The organism is Klebsiella sp. Q11 (genome assembly GCF_964241505.1).
GTDB lineage: Bacteria > Pseudomonadota > Gammaproteobacteria > Enterobacterales > Enterobacteriaceae > Klebsiella > Klebsiella michiganensis.
In genome coordinates this window covers 275,872-295,318 of record NZ_CAXSXW010000003.1, presented here as the reverse complement: position 1 = coordinate 295,318, position 19,447 = coordinate 275,872, and the positions used below count along the sequence as shown (strand labels likewise).

The following is a 19,447-nucleotide window of genomic DNA, read 5'->3' as shown; positions in this document are numbered from 1 at the left end:
CGGTAAGCTTTCCGCTGCGTCTACATGGGACAGAGTCGAAAATTGAATACACAACCGCGTTCGCGTTCTCCGCTGGTTCAGCTGGCGGGAATTCGCAAAAGCTTTGATGGTAAAACGGTTATCTCCGACCTCAATCTGACCATCAACAACGGTGAGTTTCTCACCCTGCTTGGCCCCTCTGGCTGCGGTAAAACAACCGTTCTTCGTCTTATCGCCGGACTGGAAAGCGTCGATAGCGGCCAAATCCATCTCGAAGATCACGATATCACCCATATCCCGGCGGAAAACCGCCATGTGAACACCGTCTTTCAAAGCTATGCGCTGTTTCCGCACATGACGGTGTTTGAAAACGTCGCCTTCGGCCTGCGTATGCAGAAAACCCCGACGGTGGACATCGCGCCCCGCGTCCACGATGCCCTGCGCATGGTGCAGCTTGAAGCGTTTGCTCAACGTAAACCGCATCAGCTGTCCGGCGGCCAGCAGCAGCGCGTGGCGATTGCCCGCGCGGTGGTGAACAAACCGCGCCTGCTGCTGCTTGATGAATCCCTCTCCGCCCTTGATTATAAACTGCGCAAGCAGATGCAGAACGAACTGAAGGCGCTGCAGCGTAAGCTCGGCATCACCTTCGTCTTCGTGACCCACGATCAGGAAGAAGCGCTGACCATGTCCGACCGTATCGTGGTGATGCGCGAGGGTAAAATCGAGCAGGACGGTACGCCGCGCGAAATCTACGAAGAACCGAAAAACCTGTTCGTCGCCAGCTTTATCGGCGAAATCAACATTTTCAGCGCCACGGTCATTGAACGGATTGACGATCGGCGGGTGCGCGCCAGCGTCGAAGGCCGCGAGTGCAATATCTACGTCAACTTCGCCGTTGAAAAAGGCCAGCGGCTTAACGTTCTGCTGCGCCCGGAAGACCTGCGCGTGGACGAGATCCACGACAGTAATGACGCCGATGGCCTGATAGGCTATATCCGCGAACGCAACTATAAAGGCATGACGCTGGAATCGGTGGTTGAACTGGAAAACGGTAAAATGGTGATGGTCAGCGAATTCTTTAATGAAGACGATCCTGATTTTGACCACTCTCTCGACCAGAAAATGGCCATTAACTGGGTAGAAAGCTGGGAGGTTGTGCTGGCCGATGAAGAACACCAGTAAATTCCAGAATGTGGCGATCGCCACCATCGTGGGCTGGCTTGTGCTGTTTGTCTTTCTGCCCAACCTGATGATCATCGCCACCAGCTTTCTGACCCGCGACGACACCAACTTCGTCAAGCTGGTCTTTACGCTGGACAACTACGCGCGCCTGCTCGACCCGCTCTACTACGACGTGCTGCTGCATTCGTTGAATATGGCGCTGCTGGCGACGCTGGCCTGCCTGGCGCTCGGCTACCCTTTCGCCTGGTTCCTGGCCAGGCTACCGGAAAAGGTGCGCCCGCTGATGCTGTTTCTGCTGATCGTGCCGTTCTGGACCAATTCGCTGATTCGTATCTACGGCCTGAAGATTTTCCTCAGCACCAAGGGCTACCTTAATGAATTTTTGCTGTGGCTGGGTATCATCGATACGCCGCTGCGCATCATGTACACCCCCTCGGCGGTGATTATCGGCCTGGTCTATATTCTGCTGCCATTTATGGTGATGCCGCTCTACTCGAGCATCGAGAAGCTCGATCGCCCGCTGCTGGAAGCGGCAAAAGACCTTGGCGCCGGTAAGCTACAAACCTTTATCCGTATCATCATTCCGCTGACCATGCCGGGGATTATCGCCGGCTGCCTGCTGGTGATGCTTCCGGCCATGGGGCTGTTCTACGTTTCCGACCTGATGGGCGGCGCGAAGAACCTGCTGATTGGTAACGTGATTAAGAGCCAGTTCCTCAACATCCGCGACTGGCCGTTTGGCGCGGCGACCAGCATCACGCTTACGCTGGTGATGGGTCTGATGCTGCTGATTTACTGGCGCGCGGCGCGTTTACTGAATAAAAAGGTGGAGCTGGAATGATCGGTCGACTGCTGCGCGGCGGCTTTATGACCGCTATTTACGCGTATCTCTATATTCCCATTATTATTCTGATCGTTAACTCGTTTAACAGTTCACGCTTTGGCATTAACTGGCAGGGTTTTACCACCAACTGGTATAGCCTGCTGATGAATAACGACAGCCTGCTGCAGGCGGCGCAGCACTCGCTGACCATGGCGGTGCTCTCGGCGACCTTTGCTACGCTTATCGGCTCGCTGACCGCCGTGGCGCTGTACCGCTATCGCTTTCGCGGCAAGCCGTTCGTCAGCGGGATGCTGTTTGTGGTGATGATGTCGCCGGATATCGTGATGGCGATTTCGCTGCTGGTGCTGTTTATGCTGATCGGTATTCAGCTGGGATTCTGGTCGCTGCTGTTTTCCCACATCACCTTTTGCCTGCCCTTCGTGGTGGTCACGGTGTTTTCGCGCCTGAAAGGTTTTGACGTGCGGATGCTGGAAGCAGCGAAAGATCTCGGCGCCAGCGAACTGACCATTCTGCGAAAGATCATTTTGCCGCTGGCGCTGCCCGCGGTGGCCGCAGGGTGGCTGCTGAGCTTTACCCTGTCGATGGATGATGTGGTGGTCTCTTCATTCGTCACCGGGCCGGGTTATGAGATCCTGCCGCTGAAGATCTATTCGATGGTTAAAGTTGGGGTATCGCCGGAGGTTAATGCGCTGGCGACCATTCTGTTGGTTCTGTCGCTGGTGATGGTTATTGCCAGCCAGATAATTGCACGTGATAAAACTCAGGGGACGTTAAAATGAAAAAATGGTCACGCCACCTGCTCGCTGCGGGCGCTCTGGCAGTCGGTATGAGCGCCGCGCACGCGGACGATAGCAAAACGCTCTATTTCTACAACTGGACCGAGTATGTCCCGCCGGGGCTGCTGGAGCAGTTCACCAAAGAGACCGGCATCAAGGTGATCTATTCGACCTACGAGTCGAACGAAACCATGTACGCCAAGCTCAAAACCTATAAAGACGGCGCCTACGACCTGGTCGTGCCTTCCACCTACTTCGTCGACAAAATGCGTAAAGAGGGCATGCTGCAGAAGATCGACAAGAGCAAACTGAGCAACTTCAGCAATCTTGACCCTGAAATGCTCAACAAACCGTTCGACCCCAACAACGACTACTCCATTCCGTACATCTGGGGCGCGACGGCCATTGGGGTGAATAGCGAAGAGATCGATCCGAAGACCGTCACCAGCTGGGCGGATCTGTGGAAACCCGAGTATAAGAGCAGCCTGCTGCTGACCGACGACGCGCGCGAAGTGTTCCAGGTCGCGCTGCGTAAACTGGGCTACTCCGGTAATACCACCGATCCGAAAGAGATTGAAGCGGCCTATAACGAGCTGAAAAAACTGATGCCGAACGTCGCGGCGTTCAACTCCGATAACCCGGCGAACCCGTATATGGAAGGCGAGGTCAACCTTGGCATGGTATGGAACGGCTCCGCGTGGGTTGCGCGTCAGGCCGGTACGCCGCTGGAAGTGGTGTGGCCGAAAGAAGGCGGCATCTTCTGGATGGATAGCCTGTCGATTCCGGCAAACGCCAAAAACGTCGATGGCGCGCTGAAGCTGATCAACTTCCTGCTGCGCCCGGAAGTGGCCAAACAGGTAGCGGAAACTATCGGCTACCCGACGCCAAACCTTGCCGCGCGGAAGATGCTAAGCCCGGAAATCGCTAACGATAAATCGCTCTACCCGGACGCCGCAACGATTCAGAAAGGCGAATGGCAGAACGATGTCGGCAGCGCCAGTACGCTTTATGAAGAGTATTATCAGAAGCTGAAAGCGGGTCGTTAATCACCTCACAGGTCGGGTAGCATGGTGCTTACCCGACCGCTTCAGGAAGTGCGTTTCTAGCTTCTCAACGGATGAATTCTTGATTTAACCAGCGCGTCTTCAACGTCAAAATCGGCCAGCGGGTAGTTGGTCGCCACCAGATAAAATCGCCCATCCTGCGCCGGATATTCATGGACATTGTAGTTCACCATTTTTGGCTGCTCGGCAGAGGTATCTCCCCGGACGGAACAGGCGGCGTATTTCGAACGGACCCGGAGAGAGTGGCTTTTAATATCCCTGTGGATTTCGCCGTGATGCTCGTCGCCGAGGATCAGGTAGTCAACATATTCAGTGGCCATGGTGTTATTCCTTCTCTGTTGTCCGAGTGAAGAAACATGCCACAAATGTCTGTCTGATACTGTTTTGTTAATCACAGCGTTACATATATGTGAAATGCAAAATCAAAATATTAACGGCCAAAATAATACCAGCGCTGCCGCTCTGGCAACGGTGTGAGGCACGGCGAAGACAGGCTTTTCCCCCGGAGGCGGTGCTGCGCGCCTGTCCGGGCTACCCGACCGCGCTGGCCCGTAACCCGGAGGCGGTAAAAGAACTACAGCAGCGCTTTCGCTTTCGCGACCACGTTATCCACGGTGAAGCCAAACTCTTCAAACAGCTGCTCCGCCGGCGCAGACTCACCGAAGCTGGTCATGCCAACGATCGCGCCGTTCAGGCCCACGTATTTGAACCAGTAGTCGGCGATACCCGCTTCGATGGCCACGCGCGCAGAGACGGCTTTCGGCAGCACGGCTTCACGGTAAGCGGCATCCTGCCTGTCGAACGCGTCGGTGGACGGCATGGAAACCACGCGCGCCTTCACGCCTTCGGCAGTCAGTTTTTCGTAAGCGGCAACCGCCAGCTCCACTTCAGAACCGGTGGCGATGAAGATCAGCTCCGGCTGTCCCGCGCAGTCTTTCAGCACGTAGCCGCCGCGGGCGACGTTCGCCAGCTGCTCTTCGGTACGCTCCTGCTGCGCCAGGTTCTGACGGGAGAGGATCAGCGCGGTCGGGCCGTCCTGACGCTCCACGCCGTATTTCCACGCAATGGCGGATTCCACCTGGTCGCACGGACGCCATGTGGACATGTTCGGGGTGACGCGCAGGGAAGCCACCTGCTCAACCGGCTGGTGCGTCGGGCCGTCTTCGCCCAGACCGATGGAGTCGTGGGTGTAGACCATCACCTGACGCTGCTTCATCAGCGCCGCCATACGTACCGCGTTACGCGCGTACTCGACGAACATCAGGAAGGTGGAGGTGTACGGCAGGAAACCACCGTGCAGGGCGATGCCGTTGGCAATCGCGGTCATACCGAATTCACGCACGCCGTAGTGGATATAGTTACCGGCAGCGTCTTCGTTGATGGCCTTAGAGCCGGACCACAGGGTCAGGTTACTTGGCGCCAGGTCAGCGGAGCCGCCGAGGAACTCAGGCAGCAGCGGGCCGAAGGCTTCAATGGCGTTCTGGGACGCTTTACGGCTGGCGATTTTCGCCGGGTTAGCCTGCAGCTTCGCGATGAATTCGTTCGCTTTCGCGTCGAAATCGGCCGGCATCTCGCCTTTCATACGGCGGGTAAACTCGGCAGCTTCCTGCGGGAAGGCTCTGGCGTAGGCGGCGAATTTCTCGTTCCACGCGGACTCTTTCGCCTGGCCGGCTTCTTTGGCATCCCACTGGGCATAGATTTCAGACGGGATTTCAAACGCCGGGTGTTTCCAGCCGAGCGCTTCGCGGGTCAGCGCGATTTCCGCGTCGCCCAGCGGCGCGCCGTGGGAGTCGTGGGTACCGGCTTTGTTCGGCGAACCGAAACCGATGATGGTTTTGCACATCAGCAGGGATGGTTTGTCGGTGACCGCACGCGCTTCTTCTACCGCGCGTTTAATCGAGTCAGCATCGTGACCGTCAACGCCGCGCACCACGTGCCAGCCGTAGGCTTCAAAACGCTTCGCGGTGTCATCGGTGAACCAGCCTTCCACGTGACCGTCGATAGAGATGCCGTTGTCGTCATAGAACGCCACCAGCTTGCCCAGTTTCAGGGTACCGGCCAGAGAACATACCTCGTGAGAGATACCTTCCATCATGCAGCCGTCGCCCATGAACGCGTAGGTGAAGTGGTCAACAATGTCGTGGCCCGGGCGGTTGAACTGCGCCGCCAGAGTTTTCTCCGCGATGGCCATACCAACCGCATTCGCAATACCCTGCCCCAGCGGACCGGTGGTGGTTTCCACGCCCGCGGTGTAGCCGACTTCCGGGTGACCCGGGGTTTTAGAGTGCAGCTGACGGAAGTTCTTCAGCTCTTCAATCGGCAGATCATAACCGGTGAGGTGCAGCAGGCTGTAAATCAGCATGGAACCGTGGCCGTTGGACAGGACAAAACGGTCGCGGTCGGCCCATGACGGGTTCTGCGGGTTATGATTCAGGAAATCACGCCACAGGACTTCGGCAATGTCAGCCATACCCATCGGGGCACCCGGGTGGCCGGATTTGGCTTTCTGTACTGCGTCCATGCTCAGGGCTCGCAGCGCGTTGGCGCACAGGCTGCGGGTGGTTTTTGTGGTATTCATAAGTCTCTTTTCCTGCCCTTACAGCATCTGCTGAATCTGATTTTCCAGTTTGACCTGATCGACCGCGAACAGGCGGATACCTTCCGCCAGTTTTTCCACCGCCATCGGATCCTGATGATGCTGCCAGAGGAACTCCGCCTGAGTCATCGGGCTGGGGCGGGTTTCCGTCACGCAGCCGGGCGCCAGCTGGCGACTCAGCGCGCCTTCGCTGGCGGCCAGTTCATCAAGCAGCGCCGGGGAGATAGTCAGGCGATCGCAGCCCGCCAGCGCCTGGATCTGCTCGATACGGCGGAAGCTGGCCCCCATAACCACGGTGTCGTAGCCGTGCGATTTGTAGTACTGATAAATCTGGCGCACGGAAACCACGCCCGGATCGCTGTCGACCTGATACTCCGACTGCGGTTGGTTTTTCTGATACCAGTCGTAAATACGCCCCACGAACGGCGAGATTAAAAAGACGCCCGCTTCGGCGCAGGCCCGCGCCTGGGCAAAGGAGAACAGCAGGGTCAGGTTACAGTTGATACCGCTTTGTTCCAGCTCCTCTGCGGCGCGAATCCCCTCCCAGGTGGCGGCAAGTTTGATAAGGATGCGTTCCGGCCCGATGCCGTTCTTTTCATACATCTGAATAAGCTTGCGCGCCTTCGACACGCACATCCCGCGATCCCAGGCAAAACGGGCATCGACTTCGGTAGAAATACGCCCCGGCACATGACGCAGTACCTCGGTACCGATATCCACCGCCACCTGATCGCAGGCGTTTATCAGCTGCGTTTCCGGGCTGCCGCCCTGCCGACGCGCCTTGCCGATTGCGTTGGCAATCAGCGCCTGATACTGCGGGAGCTGCGCGGCCTTCAGCACCAGTGAAGGGTTGGTGGTCGCATCCTGCGGGGCAAATTTTTTAATCGATTCGATATCGCCGGTGTCGGCAACCACCGTGGTGTATTTTTTCAGTTCGTCTAACTGGCTCATAGTCTGTTCCTTATATTACGACTGCGGATATTAATCTCTGGCGTGCTGGTGTTCGTAATAGTCGATACGCTCCACTTTCGACGCGGAGCCGCCGCCTTCATATTCGGATTCAAGCCAGGCCTGAATAATTTTTTTGCCCAACTCCGGGCCAATCACGCGCGCGCCAAGAGTGATAATCTGCGCGTTATTACTTTTGCGCGCCCGCTCGGCGGAGAAAGTATCGTGGCACTGGGCGGCTCGTATCCCCGGCACTTTATTTGCCACAATGCTCATTCCAATGCCGGTGCCGCAAATCAGAATGCCGCGATCGTGCTCGCCCTGCTTTATTGACATTGCCACCGCGTGGGCAACATCCGGATAGACCATGCTGCCCTGGCGTTTATCGCTGCTGTAATCCGCGACCTTAATTCCCTGCCCATTCAGATAAGCGACGATAGCGTCGCGAAAAGCATAGGCGGCATCATCCGCACCAATAGCGATTGTTTTCATGATAATTTCCTTAATTTAGCTGTACGTCTTAATTTAGTTCCGGATAAAAAAAATTTGGTCGCCGCGCTGAATATCCTGGGGGGCGTCACCATTGAGATGCACCATCCCCGGTAATTCAGCGGTGGCAGCGCCATCAAATTTTAAAGTGATATGGCCAAGCCGTTTTAAATTTGCCGTTGCAACGCTACCTACCGCCGTGACTCGATAAATAGTCTCATTTATTTTCATTATCTGCCCGGGTGACAATTCAGCTGTCAGCTCACTGCTCTGATGTACGGCGCAATACATCGCAATATCGTCAGGAACGGTTTCAGAAAATAAAATCAGCTGATGCTCCTGTAGAGAGTTTTTGACATATTCCCCAACAGCCGTGATAAGTAATGAATACAACGGCGCGATCATATTATTTGTTCCCTTTGGTGGCAGGCGAAGATAATGTCACTTTCTCTTCACTGGTTTCTTCTTTTACTAGTTCAACCCTCGGCGCGCGCTTTTTCAGACGTTTATCAAACCAGGCCACCAGTATCGGCGCGGTAATCATGGTGATGATGCTCGCCGTCGCCAGCTGCGCGGTCGCGGCATCCACGTACATCGCCAGCGAGGGGTCGGCCTGAGCCACCATTGCCGGCGTCAGCGCAGAGCTGGCGGCGGTTGTTCCCAGCGCGGCGCCCAGCGCGGTTTTCTTCTTCAGGAACAGGTTGTAGATAAAATAGAACACAATGCCGGTTAGCGCAGAGATAATGCCAAGCAGGATCCCGGACAGTCCGGCGGTAAAGACCGTGTTAATGCTGGAATTGGCGCCGATGGCAAACGACATAATAATGATAATCAGCGGCTGAGCGGAGGCGCACAGCTGTTTGAAACGATCATCAAGGTTGCCCCATAGCATACCAATCAGCAGCGGGATCAGCATCGATAGCAGCGCGGCGAAAGGAATATTGGCCAGGCCGCTGACCCCCAGCACCATCATGGTAACAAAGGGCCCATCCTTGACGCAGAAGACGGAGATCGCCCCGGCGTCGCTGGCATCGCCGTAGTTGCTGCACAGCGCGATATATAGCGAGCTGTTGGAGCTGGTTAAGCAGGCAATCAGCGCCAGGGTCGAAATACCGAGGAAACCGTTGGGGCCAAACATCGCTCCGGCCACCCATACGGCCAGCGCGCCGGCGAGGCATTTCAGGAACAGCAGCACCGCGCCTTTATAGAGCGGCAGGCCGGCCTGGCGGATATTGATCGAGGTACCGCAAATTAGCAGAAAAATCCCCATCATTGCGCTGGAACCAACCTTGAATAATGCGGTCGTCGGGCCGCCGATGCCCAGGACTTCCGGCGCAAAGGTATTAATAAGAATTGCCGCGAGCAACGGAATAATAATTAAACCGCCTGGCACCTTATTCATCTTCTCTAATATATTTATGTTCATAGGGTAACTCATAAATTATGATTTAACAGAGATAACGACGCAATACTACCCGGACGACCATTACGTCGCTTTTTATTTATATGACCGGTGGGTTATAGCTGCGCTTCTTTATAAACTCTTTCAACAATAGTACTAATAATATCTTCTGGCCCGGTTAAACCGCCTTTGCCGACGCAAATCAATCCAGCATAATCGCCGCCGATAATACGCACCATATCGGTTTGCGGTATCACGTAGTCAATCATTTCAATCCCGGTAGCGCCGAGCTCTTTAAGAACATTCACCATCGTATCGCCACCGGTCATATACAGGCCTTTAATTTCTCCGGCTGCGCAGTTAAGCACGTCACGAACAATATTCCCCAGTCCCTGGTTAATATTTTCCGCAGCCTGTCCGTGGGCCAGCCCAAAGCGCTGCTCTTCTTCCTGAAGATTCAGCAGCCGCCCGGTTAACGCGGATTCAAAAACGAAGATGGCATTCTGCTGTGCCGGCACGCACTGCCGGGCATGCTGCACCACGCGATTCACTTCGATTTCAGCGGCGTTTTTCCTGTCAACCAGCAGTTCGGCATCAACAGGAATGTGACATACTCTTTCGTCATTAGCGATCAGATGCTGAAGCTGCTTTTTGGTCACCGGCGTGGCGCTACCGGCAACCACCAGAATCGAACCGCGCGGGTTTTCCGCCCCTGACGACGCTGTCGCGCTGCTGCGCGCTTCCCGCATCAGGCCACGACGGACCGCAAGCCGCTCGGTAAAAGGCCCCGGGTCGACCGCCAGCACGTTCCAGTTCAGCGCCACCACCGCCCCGGCAATCACATCGACATCGTCAACGGTAATCGCATCGACGACGATCACCCGCACGCCGCGCTGCTGCTGTTCCTGGAGATCCCGCTGCAGTTGCTCCTCGCCTTTCATCACCGAGGCCAGCGCGATATGTCCGACCTGATGATGGGTCTGTGCCGCCAGCAATCCCGGCACCCAGGATTCGGTAACCGGGGTACGTACATCGCGTGCGACATCGGTTCGCGAAAGCGCGACGGAGTCAATTACCGAATAGCCGCCAACCAGAATACGCCGCGACTGCGGCATCGCCGGCACGACGACGGCAACCGTTTCCAGCGGCAATTGTTCCAGCATGGCGTCAATTTCAAAGCCGATACCGCCGCGCAGCGTGGTATCAATACGCTTGGTAAAGTAGTGCGCGCCGCGCGCCTGCAGCTGCTTCACCGCGGCGCTGACCTGCTGCTGGGCTTCCGCTTTCGGCAAAGGACGGCTGTCGCTGCTAACGACCATCGCCGGATACTCCACCTCATTGCGGGCGAAGGATTCAGTATCGAAGAACGCGGCGGTTTTTAACCCGCTACGCGCCAGCAGTACCCCGACGGTGGTCGCGCCGGTCAGATCGTCGGCCACGATCCCCAGCTTACCGCCTTCCCCCTGCGGCCAGATCATTTCAATACAGGCGGGCGTCACGCCGGAGACGTAGATCCCTTCATGAATAAACTCCGCCAGCGGGCCACTTTTACCGGTGGGATGGAGGTTAATCGTCGGAATACCGCGTTTGGGATAGAGACCGCAGCGTAGCGTGCCGCCGCAGTCGATAACCATCAGGCCGATCTCCTCTTCCGGCGGCTCGCCATTTTTAAATACGTCGACGGAAGGCCAGCCGGTCAGTTCGCTCAGGCGCTCAACAACCGGGGGACAAATCCCCCCGGTGATATAAGCAATCTTTTTCGCCTGGCTAATATTAATGGTCAGCGGCCCGCCCCAGCCCTTACAGCCTTTGCTAATTAACAGATGTTTTTCCATTTCTCTGCCCTTTTGCTTCGCATTAACCTCAGCGATTAGTGGTTTTTCATTTTCCAGTAGCTCACCGCGGCCATCGTGGACTCCAGCATACTGACGGTGCCCGCTTTACCGGTGCCGGCAATATCAAACGCCGTGCCGTGGTCTACCGAGCTACGCATAAACGGCAGGCCAAAGGTAATGGTCACGGAACGCTCAAAATCGAGGGTTTTACAGGCGATATGCCCCTGATCGTGGTAAAGCGAGAGGATGGCGTCATAGCGCCCCTGTTTACCCAGATGGAAGACGGAATCTGCCGGCACCGGGCCGATGGCGTTAATCCCCATTTCCTGCGCCGCTTTGACTGCCGGGATGAGGTTATCGGCTTCTTCGTGGCCAAACAGGCCGTTGTCTGAACCATGCGGATTCAGCGCGGCTACCGCAATGCGCGGATTTTTGATATTTAGCGCGGTGAACTCATGGTGGATCTGCTGCACGCAGGCCAGAACGCGCTCTTTATTGGCGTAATCGCAGGCGTCTTTAAGCGCCATATGACGGCTCACGAAGAAGACCCGCAGGTTATGAACGTGGAACATGGTCAGGCCATAATCGGATTGCGTTTCAACCTGATAGATCTCGGTATGACCCGGAAGTTTACACCCCGCCAGCTTGATTGCTTCTTTATGAATCGGCGCGGTAGAGACCACATCGATCAGGCCGGCTTTCCCCAGTTCGATAGATTTCAGAACATAGTCCAGCGACATCTGCCCCGCCAGCTTCTGCACTTTGCCCCATTCAATGCTCTCGCAGTCATAATCATCGGTTTCCAGCACGTCCAGCGTACCCCAGCTGAAGCGAGCTTCCTGCGGATGGCTAATTTTGTTAATCGGAAAATCACAGCCCATGATTTTCATTGCTCTGGCGATAATCGGCGCTGAGCCAATCAAAAAAGGTTTGCACTCGTCGTAGACGCTTTTCTCCATCATCGTCGCGACTGAAATCTCCGGACCAATCCCGGCAGGATCGCCAATGGTAAGTGCGACAACGGGCTTTTTCTCTTGTGACATCGTGGACCTCTCGTAGTGAAAATCGTTTTGTTCATATGTTCAATAGTGAATCATATGGTCAAAACATTACCTGATGATTGAGAGGTTATTGGTGATTTAAATCACATAAAAAAATCCATAGATTTATTTTATAAAAAAATGTGATCTAACATATGTTCATTGGGTGATAAAAAGTTCAATCTCACTCATAAGCGAAAGCCATTTCACGACAAGCTATTGATTTACCTATTACGGAGAACAAAATGGAACAAATCTGGTTAGGAACCAGCTGGAAAATGAACAAACCGTTATCGCAAGCCATGGCCTTTTGTGAAACGCTGGCGCAGCGGTTACCGCAGGTGAGGCATCCGAAAATCCAGCCGTTTATTATTCCCCCTTTCACCGCCATTTATCCCGTCAGCCAGTATCTACAGCAGCATCAGATCCCCTGCCTGACCGGCGCGCAGAATATGCATGAAGCGGAAAACGGCGCCTGGACCGGTGAAATATCCGCCGCCATGCTGGCTGAAACCGGCGCCGCCCTGGTCGAGCTTGGTCACTCCGAGCGTCGCGGCGCGTTCAATGAATCCGACGCCGCCATTAACCAAAAAGTGCATCGCGCCCTGCGTCACGGCCTCCGGCCTCTGATCTGTATCGGCGACAGCGCCGATGAAAAACGCTGGCAGGTCTCACGGGAAACGGTAGTGCGGCAGATGAAAATCGCGCTTTATGGCCTGAATGAACAGCAGGTTTTACACACTCTGGTTGCCTATGAGCCCATATGGGCTATCGGCGAACACGGCACGCCGGCGACGCCGGAGCAGGCCGCAGAGATCCACCGGGCGCTGCGTCAGGCGTTATGCGAGACCTTCGGCGAAGAAATCGGACGGCGCATTCCCCTGCTGTACGGCGGTAGCGTCAATCGGCAAAATGCCGTAGAACTCCTTCAGCAGGATGACATTAACGGACTGTTTATTGGCCGCGCGGCATGGGATGCCAACGGCTATTGCGACATTGTTCAACGCGTTACAGAGGAATTTATTCTTCAGGCGCAGTAGTATTAGGGAGACATCAAAGATGGAAATACCAGGCGATAACTATGACTGAACAAGACTCAGATTATGCGCTGCTGACAGAAATTGCCGTGGCCTATTACGATCAGGAGCAAACCCAGGAAGAGATTGCAAAACGCTTTGGGATCTCACGCATTAAGGTCGGTCGGCTGCTGAAAAAAGCTCGCCACGAAGGAATTGTCGAGATCAGCGTGAAATACCACCCGGTCTTCAGCTCCCAGATTGAGCAGCAGTTTATCTCCCATTTCGGCATCAAGCGCGCGCTTATCGCCCTGGACCATCACGACGAGGATGAACAGCGCCAGCAGGTCGCGGCGCTGGTCAGCAACTATCTCGCCGGGATCCTCAAAAGCGATATGACGGTGACCGTCGGGCAGGGTCGCAACGTCGCCGCCGTGGCCAACCACGTGGGGATTTTTCCGGAGCGCAACTGTCGCTTTATTTGCGGTATCGGCGGCACCAAGCGCGACAACCAGCTGATCGATGCCGATCACATCAGTCGAAACCTGGCGCGTAAATTCAACGGTTTTAGCGAAACGCTGTACGCCCCGGCCTATGTCGAAACGCCGGAACTGCGCTCGGCGTTTATGCAAAACCGGCTGATTAAAGCCACGCTCGAACAGGCCAGCAAGGCGGATGTCGCCATCATTGGCCTTGGCGATATGAATGAAAATAGCTTTATGGTGCAGCTCGGCTGGTTCTCCCCACAGGAGATTGCGACCGCGCGCCAGGAACAGGGCGTAGTGGGCGATCTCGCCGGCTATAGTTTTTTCAATATCCAGGGTAAACCGGTTGATACGGTGATGAACGATCGGGTTATCGGCCTGAGCCTTGAACAGCTCCGCGCCATCCCGTGCGTGATCGCCATTGCTTCGGAAAGCACCAAGGCAACGGCGATTCTCGGCGCGCTGCGCACCGGCGTGATTGACGTGCTGGCCACCAGCGCATCCAATGCCCGGGCGGTGATTAATATGCAGAAGGCGCTATGAATAAAGGGCGCCGCGGCGTCCTGAATTTCATGAGCGACCTGCCCTGGCGATTGTCGTACGCTTTTTCTCGGGCGGTGGCAAAAGCGTGGATTATTTCTTGTCCTGGTTTTCGTTAAGACAGCAGCAAGCTTTCCCGCAACATAATTCAGCGGCTTCCACAACGCGCTCAGCACGATAAGCGGGCCGAACCACGCCGAACCGCCCCTACTGCGGCCAAAAATATCGCGGCAGATATTGCTAATGGGCTATCCATAGCCACTCCTGTTTTCCGTAACGCTGTAATGATGAGGTTGCGTTTATCCTGCCAGCTGTTTAAGCAGCTTTTCCACAAAGCGCGGCACCACTTCGCTTGCCAGGCCATAGTGCTTTTCGGCAAATTCGCTGCCCACCTGGCTTGGCTCGAGGTTGAGCTCTACCGTATGGGCGCCCTGCAGCCGCGCTTCGTGAACAAAGCCTGCCGCCGGATAAACGTGCCCGGAAGTGCCGATGGCGATAAAGATATCGCACTCGGCCAGCGCAAGGTAGATCTCATCCATATCCAGCGGCATCTCGCCGAACCACACCACGTGCGGGCGCAGCGGCGCGGGAAACTGGCAGCAGTGGCATTTGTCTTCCGTCGTCACATCGCCGGTCCACGCCAGCACCTGGCCGCTCCACGAGCAGCGCACCTTCAGCAGCTCGCCGTGCATATGAATCACCCGGCGATTGCCCGCGCGCTCGTGCAGATTATCGATATTCTGGGTGACCAGCAGAAAACGATCGCCCAGCGCCTCTTCCAGCCGCGCCAGCGCCTGATGCGCCGCGTTGGGCACGATGTCCGGTCCTTGCAGCTGGCGGCGGCGGTCATTGTAAAACGCCTGCACCAGCGCCGGATCGCGGGCGAAGCCTTCCGGCGTCGCCACGTCTTCCACCCTATGCTCTTCCCACAGGCCATCGGCGGCGCGGAAGGTTTTAATTCCCGACTCTGCCGAAATACCCGCGCCGGTTAGCACCACGACTCTTGGTTTTTCCATCGTTTCAGGGGTCTCCTTATCTTCGCCGAAGAAAATCCGCTGACGCAGACGGTCTCGTAACCGACGCTTATTGCGGCGAAATCGGCTTAATCGATGTAAGCGGCGCGACTGCATAGCTACCTCTGTCGTTATTGAGTCAGATGAAGGAAGGCCGCACCGCGCATGCCTCCGGCATCGCCATGGCGCGCGCGCTCAATGCGCGGCACGCTGGCAACGGGAAGCAGATGTCGCGGCAGGCGCTGCGCCAGCCCTTCGGTTATTGCTGTAAAGTTAGACAATCCACCGCCAAGCACCAGCAGATCCGGGTCGACAATCGTTAAAATATTGCCCAGGCATACCGCCAGTAAATCGAGATAGCGCTCGACGTGCTCGCGCGCCTTCGCGTCGCCCTGCTGCCATAGCGCGACGATCTCGGGCGAGGTTAAAGCGTGTTGGTAAAAATGTTCATACAGCCAGGCGAAGCCGCGTCCGGAAAGGTAGTTTTCAATGCAGCCCAGCTGGCCGCAGCCGCAGCGCGTAAGCGGAAAATCGCGTCCCACCACCTCCAGCGCATCCACCGGCAGGCGGATATGGCCAAATTCGCCGGTAATATAGCGATGCCCGGTAATCGATTTTCCGTTGAGCACCAGCCCCCCGCCAACCCCGGTGCCGAGGATCATCCCCATCACCAGCGGATATTGGGTGAACTCGTCATCCCACGCTTCGGAGAGGGCAAAACAGTTGGCGTCGTTATCAAGCCGCACATCGCGGCCCAGACGTTCGCTCAGATCGGCCCGCAGCCGCCTGCCGCTGGCGGCGGGCACGTTGGCGGCGTAGAGCGTGCCGTCTTCCGTCTCCGGCATGCCCGGAATACCGATGCCCACCGAGCCCTGGCAGCCGAAGCGCTGGTCGGCTTCTTCAACCAGCTCCTCTACCGCCTGCAAAAATGCTTCGTAGCTCTCTTTCGGCGTGGCGACGCGTTTTTCCCACTGCAGCCGCCGCGCTTTATCAAATACGCCCAGCGCTATCTTGCTGCCGCCAATGTCAAATCCATAGTACATTTCAGCAATTCCTCTTTACTGGTCAGCAAAGCCGACCATGACGATAAATTACTGGCCACTCAGCACCCTCGCCGGGTCAATGCGGCTGGCGCGGCGGGCGGGATACCAGCTGGCCAGCAAACTCAGCAACAGTGCCGTCACCAGCACGTAAACGACGTCCAGCCAGTGCAGTTCAGACGGCAGGAAGTCAATAAAATAGATGTCGCCGGAGAGGAATTTATGCCCGATCAGGCTCTCAATACCGTTAATGATTGCAGTCAGCTTAAAGGCGCAGATAACGCCAATCGCCACCCCAATCAGGCTCCCTACCGAACCGGCAAGTAAACCATACCATACGAAAATCGCGCGGATCAGCCCGTCTTTTGCGCCAAGCGTGCGCAGCACCGCAATATCGCCGCTTTTATCTTTCACCGCCATCACCAGGGTCGAGACGATGTTAAAGCAGGCCACGCCAATCACCAGCACCATCGCCAGGTACATAATGGCGCGGATCATCTGAATGTCCCGGTACATATAGCCGTAGGTGCCTATCCAGCTCTTGATATAAACGTAGCTATTGGTCACCTGGCCCGCATCGCGTACCAGGGTGTTGGCATGAAACACGTCGGTCACTTTGATGGCGATCCCCGTCACGCTGCTGCCCATATCAAGGTACTGCTGCGCATCCTGCATGGGAATCATGGCAAAACTATGATCGAGCTGTCCGCTTAGCTGCAAAATACCGGCAACGTGAAGCCTGACGCGCTTTGGCTGCAGCAGCTGATGCTCGGCATCGGAGTTAGGGATCATAATTGACACCCAGTCCCCCTGCTTAACGTGCAGGGCATCGGCGACGCCTTTACCGAGGATCACCTGCTGTTCGCCGGCTTTAAAGCTGGCCCACGCATTGTTCTGCACAAAGTTGGGCAGCGAACTGAGACGGCTCTCCTGCTGCGGGTCAACGCCTTTCACCTGGATGGCGCGCATATTGCTGCCGCTCTCCACCAGCCCGGTGAAGTTAATATATGGCGCCGCGGCAACGATGCCTTTGACCTTCTCAACCTTCGCCAGCGCCTCGTTCCAGTTGTTCCACGGCTGGTTCACCGGTTCAATCTCACCGTGCGGGACCACCGCCAGAATGCGGTTGTTGAGCTCGCGTTCGAAGCCGTTCATCGCGCTCAGGCCAACGATCAACACCGCCACGCCCAGCGCGATACCGATCGTCGAAATAACCGAAATCAGCGACACCATCCCACCGCGCCGCCGTCCACGGCTGAAGCGCAGGGCAATCAATAACGATAACGGAGAAGCCATTACTCAGCCCCCATCAGGGAGAGTTCGGCTGTCAGGCGCCCGTCGCGCATCTCCAGCTGGCGGCTCATGCGTTTTGCCAGCTGCAGGTCGTGGGTCACCACCAGGAAGGCGGTACGCTGCGCCACGTTCAGCTCGCCAAGCAGCTGAAAAATGCTGTCGGCGTTGCGGGCGTCAAGGTTACCGGTGGGCTCGTCCGCCAGCACCAGGCGCGGTTTATTGACCAGCGCGCGGGCAATCGCAACGCGCTGACGCTCGCCGCCGGAGAGCTCCGACGGACGGTGGTCGCTGCGGTGCTCAAGCCCGACGGCGCGCAGCATCGCTTTCGCCTGCCGCTCGATATCCGCCGCCTTCTGCTTACCAATCAGCAGCGGCATCGCCACGTTTTCCAGCGCGGTAAAATCTGGTAAGAGGTGGTGAAACTGATAGATAAAGCCCAGTTCGCGGTTGCGCAGATCGGCGCGGGCGGCGGCGGAGAGCTGGCTCATCGGCTGGCCGGAAAAGATAACGTCGCCGGAGGTCGGCGTATCCAGCCCGCCAAGCAGATGCAGCAGCGTACTTTTGCCGGAACCGGAGGTACCGACAATCGCCATCATCTCGCCCTCCTCAATGCTGAAGCTGACATCATGCAACACGTCGGTTTGCACGGTGCCTTCCTGATAGCGTTTGCACAGGTTGTCGCATTGCAGCAGGATCTTATTCATAACGTAAAGCCTCAGCGGGTTGAGTGGCGGCAGCGCGCCATGAAGGATACAACGTAGAGAGTAATGCCAGCACCATTGCCACCAGGGCAATCACAATGACCTGCAGCGGCTCAATGGCCACCGGCAGCGCGGCGCCGTCGAGGAACGCGCCGATAATCGGCATCAAATTATTCAGCTGGCTGGCCAGCAGCGCGCCCAGCCCGGCGCCAAGCAGCGCGCCGACGATCCCGGCGCTGGCCCCCTGAACCATAAAGACCAGCATGATCTGCCGCGGCGTCAGGCCAAGGGTCTGGAGAATCGCCACCTCGCCCTGCTTTTCCATCACCATCATTCCCAGAGAGGTAATGATGTTAAAGGCGGCGACGGCGACGATCAGGCTCAGCAGCAGGCCCATCATATTTTTTTCCATCCGCACGGCCTGGAACAGCTCGCCTTTACGCTCGCGCCAGTCCTGCCATTTGGTCCCTTCCGGCAGCGTCTGCTGGCTGAGGGTATCCACCTGTAAAGGCTGATTCAGCCACAGCCGCCAGCCGGTAATATTTCCCTGCGGGTAGCGCATCAGGCGCGAGGCGTCGTCGATGTTGGTCAACATTTGATAACCATCGACTTCACTGCTGGCGGCAAAGGTACCGATTACGTTAAACAGGCGCTGGCTGGGAAGCCGCCCCATCGGGGTAAACTGGCTGGCGGAAGGCACCATCACGCGGATTTGATCGCCGCGATTGACGCCCAGCTGTCCTGCCAGCTGCTCGCCCAGGATGACGTTATACTTGCCGGCCTGCAGATCGCTCTGCTTGACGTTAACCAGGTAGGGCGTCAGGGGATCTTTTTGCGCCGGGTCGATGCCGAGCATCACGCCGACCGCCACGCTGCGGGCGCTTTGCAGCACAACATCGCCGGTGGTCAGCGGCGCCACGCGGGTGACCCCCTGTAATCTGGCCGCGCTTTCCGGCAGCTGTTGCGGGTTTACAGACCCCTGCTTGGCGCTAAGAATGGCCTGCGGCATCAGCCCCAGGATGTTGTTTTGCAGCTCGCGTTCAAAGCCGTTCATCACCGAAAGAACGGTCACCAGCGCCATCACGCCAAGCGTAATGCCGATGGTCGAAAGCCAGGAGACGAAACGACCGAAGCGGTCGGCTGCGCGCCCACGCATATAGCGAAGGCCGATAAAGAGTGCGGCAGGTTGATACATGTAATCCAT

The 19,447-nt window shown here is 56.7% G+C and carries 19 protein-coding genes; 6 read left to right on the top strand and 13 right to left on the bottom strand.

Going from position 1 to position 19,447, the window contains the following annotated elements; translation table 11 throughout:
- The first annotated feature begins 24 nt into the window (after nt 1–24).
- The 4 genes from potA to potD are packed head-to-tail and all read left to right on the top strand — an operon-like array spanning nt 25 to nt 3,827.
- Nucleotides 25–1,161: a spermidine/putrescine ABC transporter ATP-binding protein PotA gene (gene potA / locus ACESQ2_RS06115; RefSeq protein WP_046876576.1), complete on the top strand. Its 1,137-nt coding sequence runs from the start codon at nt 25–27 to the stop codon at nt 1,159–1,161.
- Complete coding sequence (gene potB, locus ACESQ2_RS06110; RefSeq protein ID WP_004849963.1) at nt 1,145–2,002, top strand: spermidine/putrescine ABC transporter permease PotB; 858 nt, start codon at nt 1,145–1,147, stop codon at nt 2,000–2,002. Before potA ends, potB begins: the two co-directional genes overlap by 17 nt.
- Entirely contained in the window at nt 1,999–2,784 is a 786-nt protein-coding gene (gene potC, locus ACESQ2_RS06105) for a spermidine/putrescine ABC transporter permease PotC (protein WP_004849960.1), read from the top strand. Before potB ends, potC begins: the two co-directional genes overlap by 4 nt.
- A complete protein-coding gene (gene potD, locus ACESQ2_RS06100) occupies nt 2,781–3,827 on the top strand; it encodes a spermidine/putrescine ABC transporter substrate-binding protein PotD (protein ID WP_014228868.1) in 1,047 nt (348 codons plus the stop codon). The genes potC and potD overlap by 4 nt, the downstream gene beginning before the upstream one ends.
- Before the next feature lie 56 nt (nt 3,828–3,883).
- Here the strand turns inward: potD and ACESQ2_RS06095 are convergent, their stop codons facing one another.
- From ACESQ2_RS06095 to pdxA, 8 genes are all read right to left on the bottom strand, one after another.
- On the bottom strand, nt 3,884–4,165 hold the full coding sequence (locus ACESQ2_RS06095) for a hypothetical protein (RefSeq protein WP_014228867.1): 282 nt from the start codon (nt 4,163–4,165) through the stop codon (nt 3,884–3,886).
- Between the two features lie 254 nt (nt 4,166–4,419).
- A complete protein-coding gene (gene tkt / locus ACESQ2_RS06090; protein WP_373170234.1) occupies nt 4,420–6,423 on the bottom strand; it encodes a transketolase in 2,004 nt (667 codons plus the stop codon).
- An 18-nt stretch (nt 6,424–6,441) separates the two neighbouring features.
- Nucleotides 6,442–7,392, bottom strand: a complete 951-nt coding sequence (gene tal / locus ACESQ2_RS06085) for a transaldolase (RefSeq protein ID WP_046876497.1) — start codon at nt 7,390–7,392, stop codon at nt 6,442–6,444.
- A 30-nt stretch (nt 7,393–7,422) separates the two neighbouring features.
- Complete coding sequence (gene rpiB, locus ACESQ2_RS06080) at nt 7,423–7,881, bottom strand: ribose 5-phosphate isomerase B (RefSeq protein WP_004101165.1); 459 nt, start codon at nt 7,879–7,881, stop codon at nt 7,423–7,425.
- Between the two features lie 33 nt (nt 7,882–7,914).
- Nucleotides 7,915–8,283, bottom strand: coding sequence for a PTS glucitol/sorbitol transporter subunit IIA (locus ACESQ2_RS06075; RefSeq protein ID WP_368768081.1), 369 nt, complete (start codon nt 8,281–8,283; stop codon nt 7,915–7,917).
- Nucleotide 8,284: 1 nt separating this feature from the next.
- Complete coding sequence (locus tag ACESQ2_RS06070; protein WP_046876498.1) at nt 8,285–9,304, bottom strand: 2-keto-3-deoxygluconate permease; 1,020 nt, start codon at nt 9,302–9,304, stop codon at nt 8,285–8,287.
- A 92-nt stretch (nt 9,305–9,396) separates the two neighbouring features.
- Nucleotides 9,397–11,115, bottom strand: a complete 1,719-nt coding sequence (locus tag ACESQ2_RS06065) for a four-carbon acid sugar kinase family protein (RefSeq protein ID WP_373170233.1) — start codon at nt 11,113–11,115, stop codon at nt 9,397–9,399.
- Nucleotides 11,116–11,150: 35 nt separating this feature from the next.
- On the bottom strand, nt 11,151–12,158 hold the full coding sequence (gene pdxA / locus ACESQ2_RS06060; protein WP_014228860.1) for a 4-hydroxythreonine-4-phosphate dehydrogenase PdxA: 1,008 nt from the start codon (nt 12,156–12,158) through the stop codon (nt 11,151–11,153).
- A 242-nt stretch (nt 12,159–12,400) separates the two neighbouring features.
- Here pdxA and ACESQ2_RS06055 point away from each other — a divergent pair, with 242 nt between their 5' ends.
- On the top strand, nt 12,401–13,195 hold the full coding sequence (locus ACESQ2_RS06055; protein ID WP_049071764.1) for a triose-phosphate isomerase: 795 nt from the start codon (nt 12,401–12,403) through the stop codon (nt 13,193–13,195).
- A gap of 41 nt (nt 13,196–13,236) precedes the next feature.
- Nucleotides 13,237–14,199, top strand: a complete 963-nt coding sequence (locus ACESQ2_RS06050; protein WP_004101147.1) for a sugar-binding transcriptional regulator — start codon at nt 13,237–13,239, stop codon at nt 14,197–14,199.
- Nucleotides 14,200–14,495: 296 nt separating this feature from the next.
- On the opposite strand, the gene cobB is transcribed toward ACESQ2_RS06050, so the two are convergent.
- Genes cobB through lolC form a run of 5 tightly spaced genes read right to left on the bottom strand, consistent with a single transcriptional unit; the run spans nt 14,496 to nt 19,438 of the window.
- On the bottom strand, nt 14,496–15,326 hold the full coding sequence (gene cobB / locus ACESQ2_RS06045) for a Sir2 family NAD+-dependent deacetylase (RefSeq protein WP_032749587.1): 831 nt from the start codon (nt 15,324–15,326) through the stop codon (nt 14,496–14,498).
- Nucleotides 15,327–15,340: 14 nt separating this feature from the next.
- Entirely contained in the window at nt 15,341–16,252 is a 912-nt protein-coding gene (gene nagK / locus ACESQ2_RS06040) for an N-acetylglucosamine kinase (RefSeq protein WP_025106920.1), read from the bottom strand.
- A 48-nt stretch (nt 16,253–16,300) separates the two neighbouring features.
- Nucleotides 16,301–17,545 (bottom strand): lipoprotein-releasing ABC transporter permease subunit LolE, encoded by a 1,245-nt coding sequence (gene lolE / locus ACESQ2_RS06035; RefSeq protein WP_032721372.1) that lies wholly within the window; start codon nt 17,543–17,545, stop codon nt 16,301–16,303.
- Nucleotides 17,545–18,246 (bottom strand): lipoprotein-releasing ABC transporter ATP-binding protein LolD, encoded by a 702-nt coding sequence (gene lolD / locus ACESQ2_RS06030; RefSeq protein WP_014228855.1) that lies wholly within the window; start codon nt 18,244–18,246, stop codon nt 17,545–17,547. Before lolD ends, lolE begins: the two co-directional genes overlap by 1 nt.
- On the bottom strand, nt 18,239–19,438 hold the full coding sequence (lolC, locus tag ACESQ2_RS06025; protein ID WP_004849945.1) for a lipoprotein-releasing ABC transporter permease subunit LolC: 1,200 nt from the start codon (nt 19,436–19,438) through the stop codon (nt 18,239–18,241). The genes lolD and lolC overlap by 8 nt, the downstream gene beginning before the upstream one ends.
- Nucleotides 19,439–19,447 lie beyond the last annotated feature (9 nt).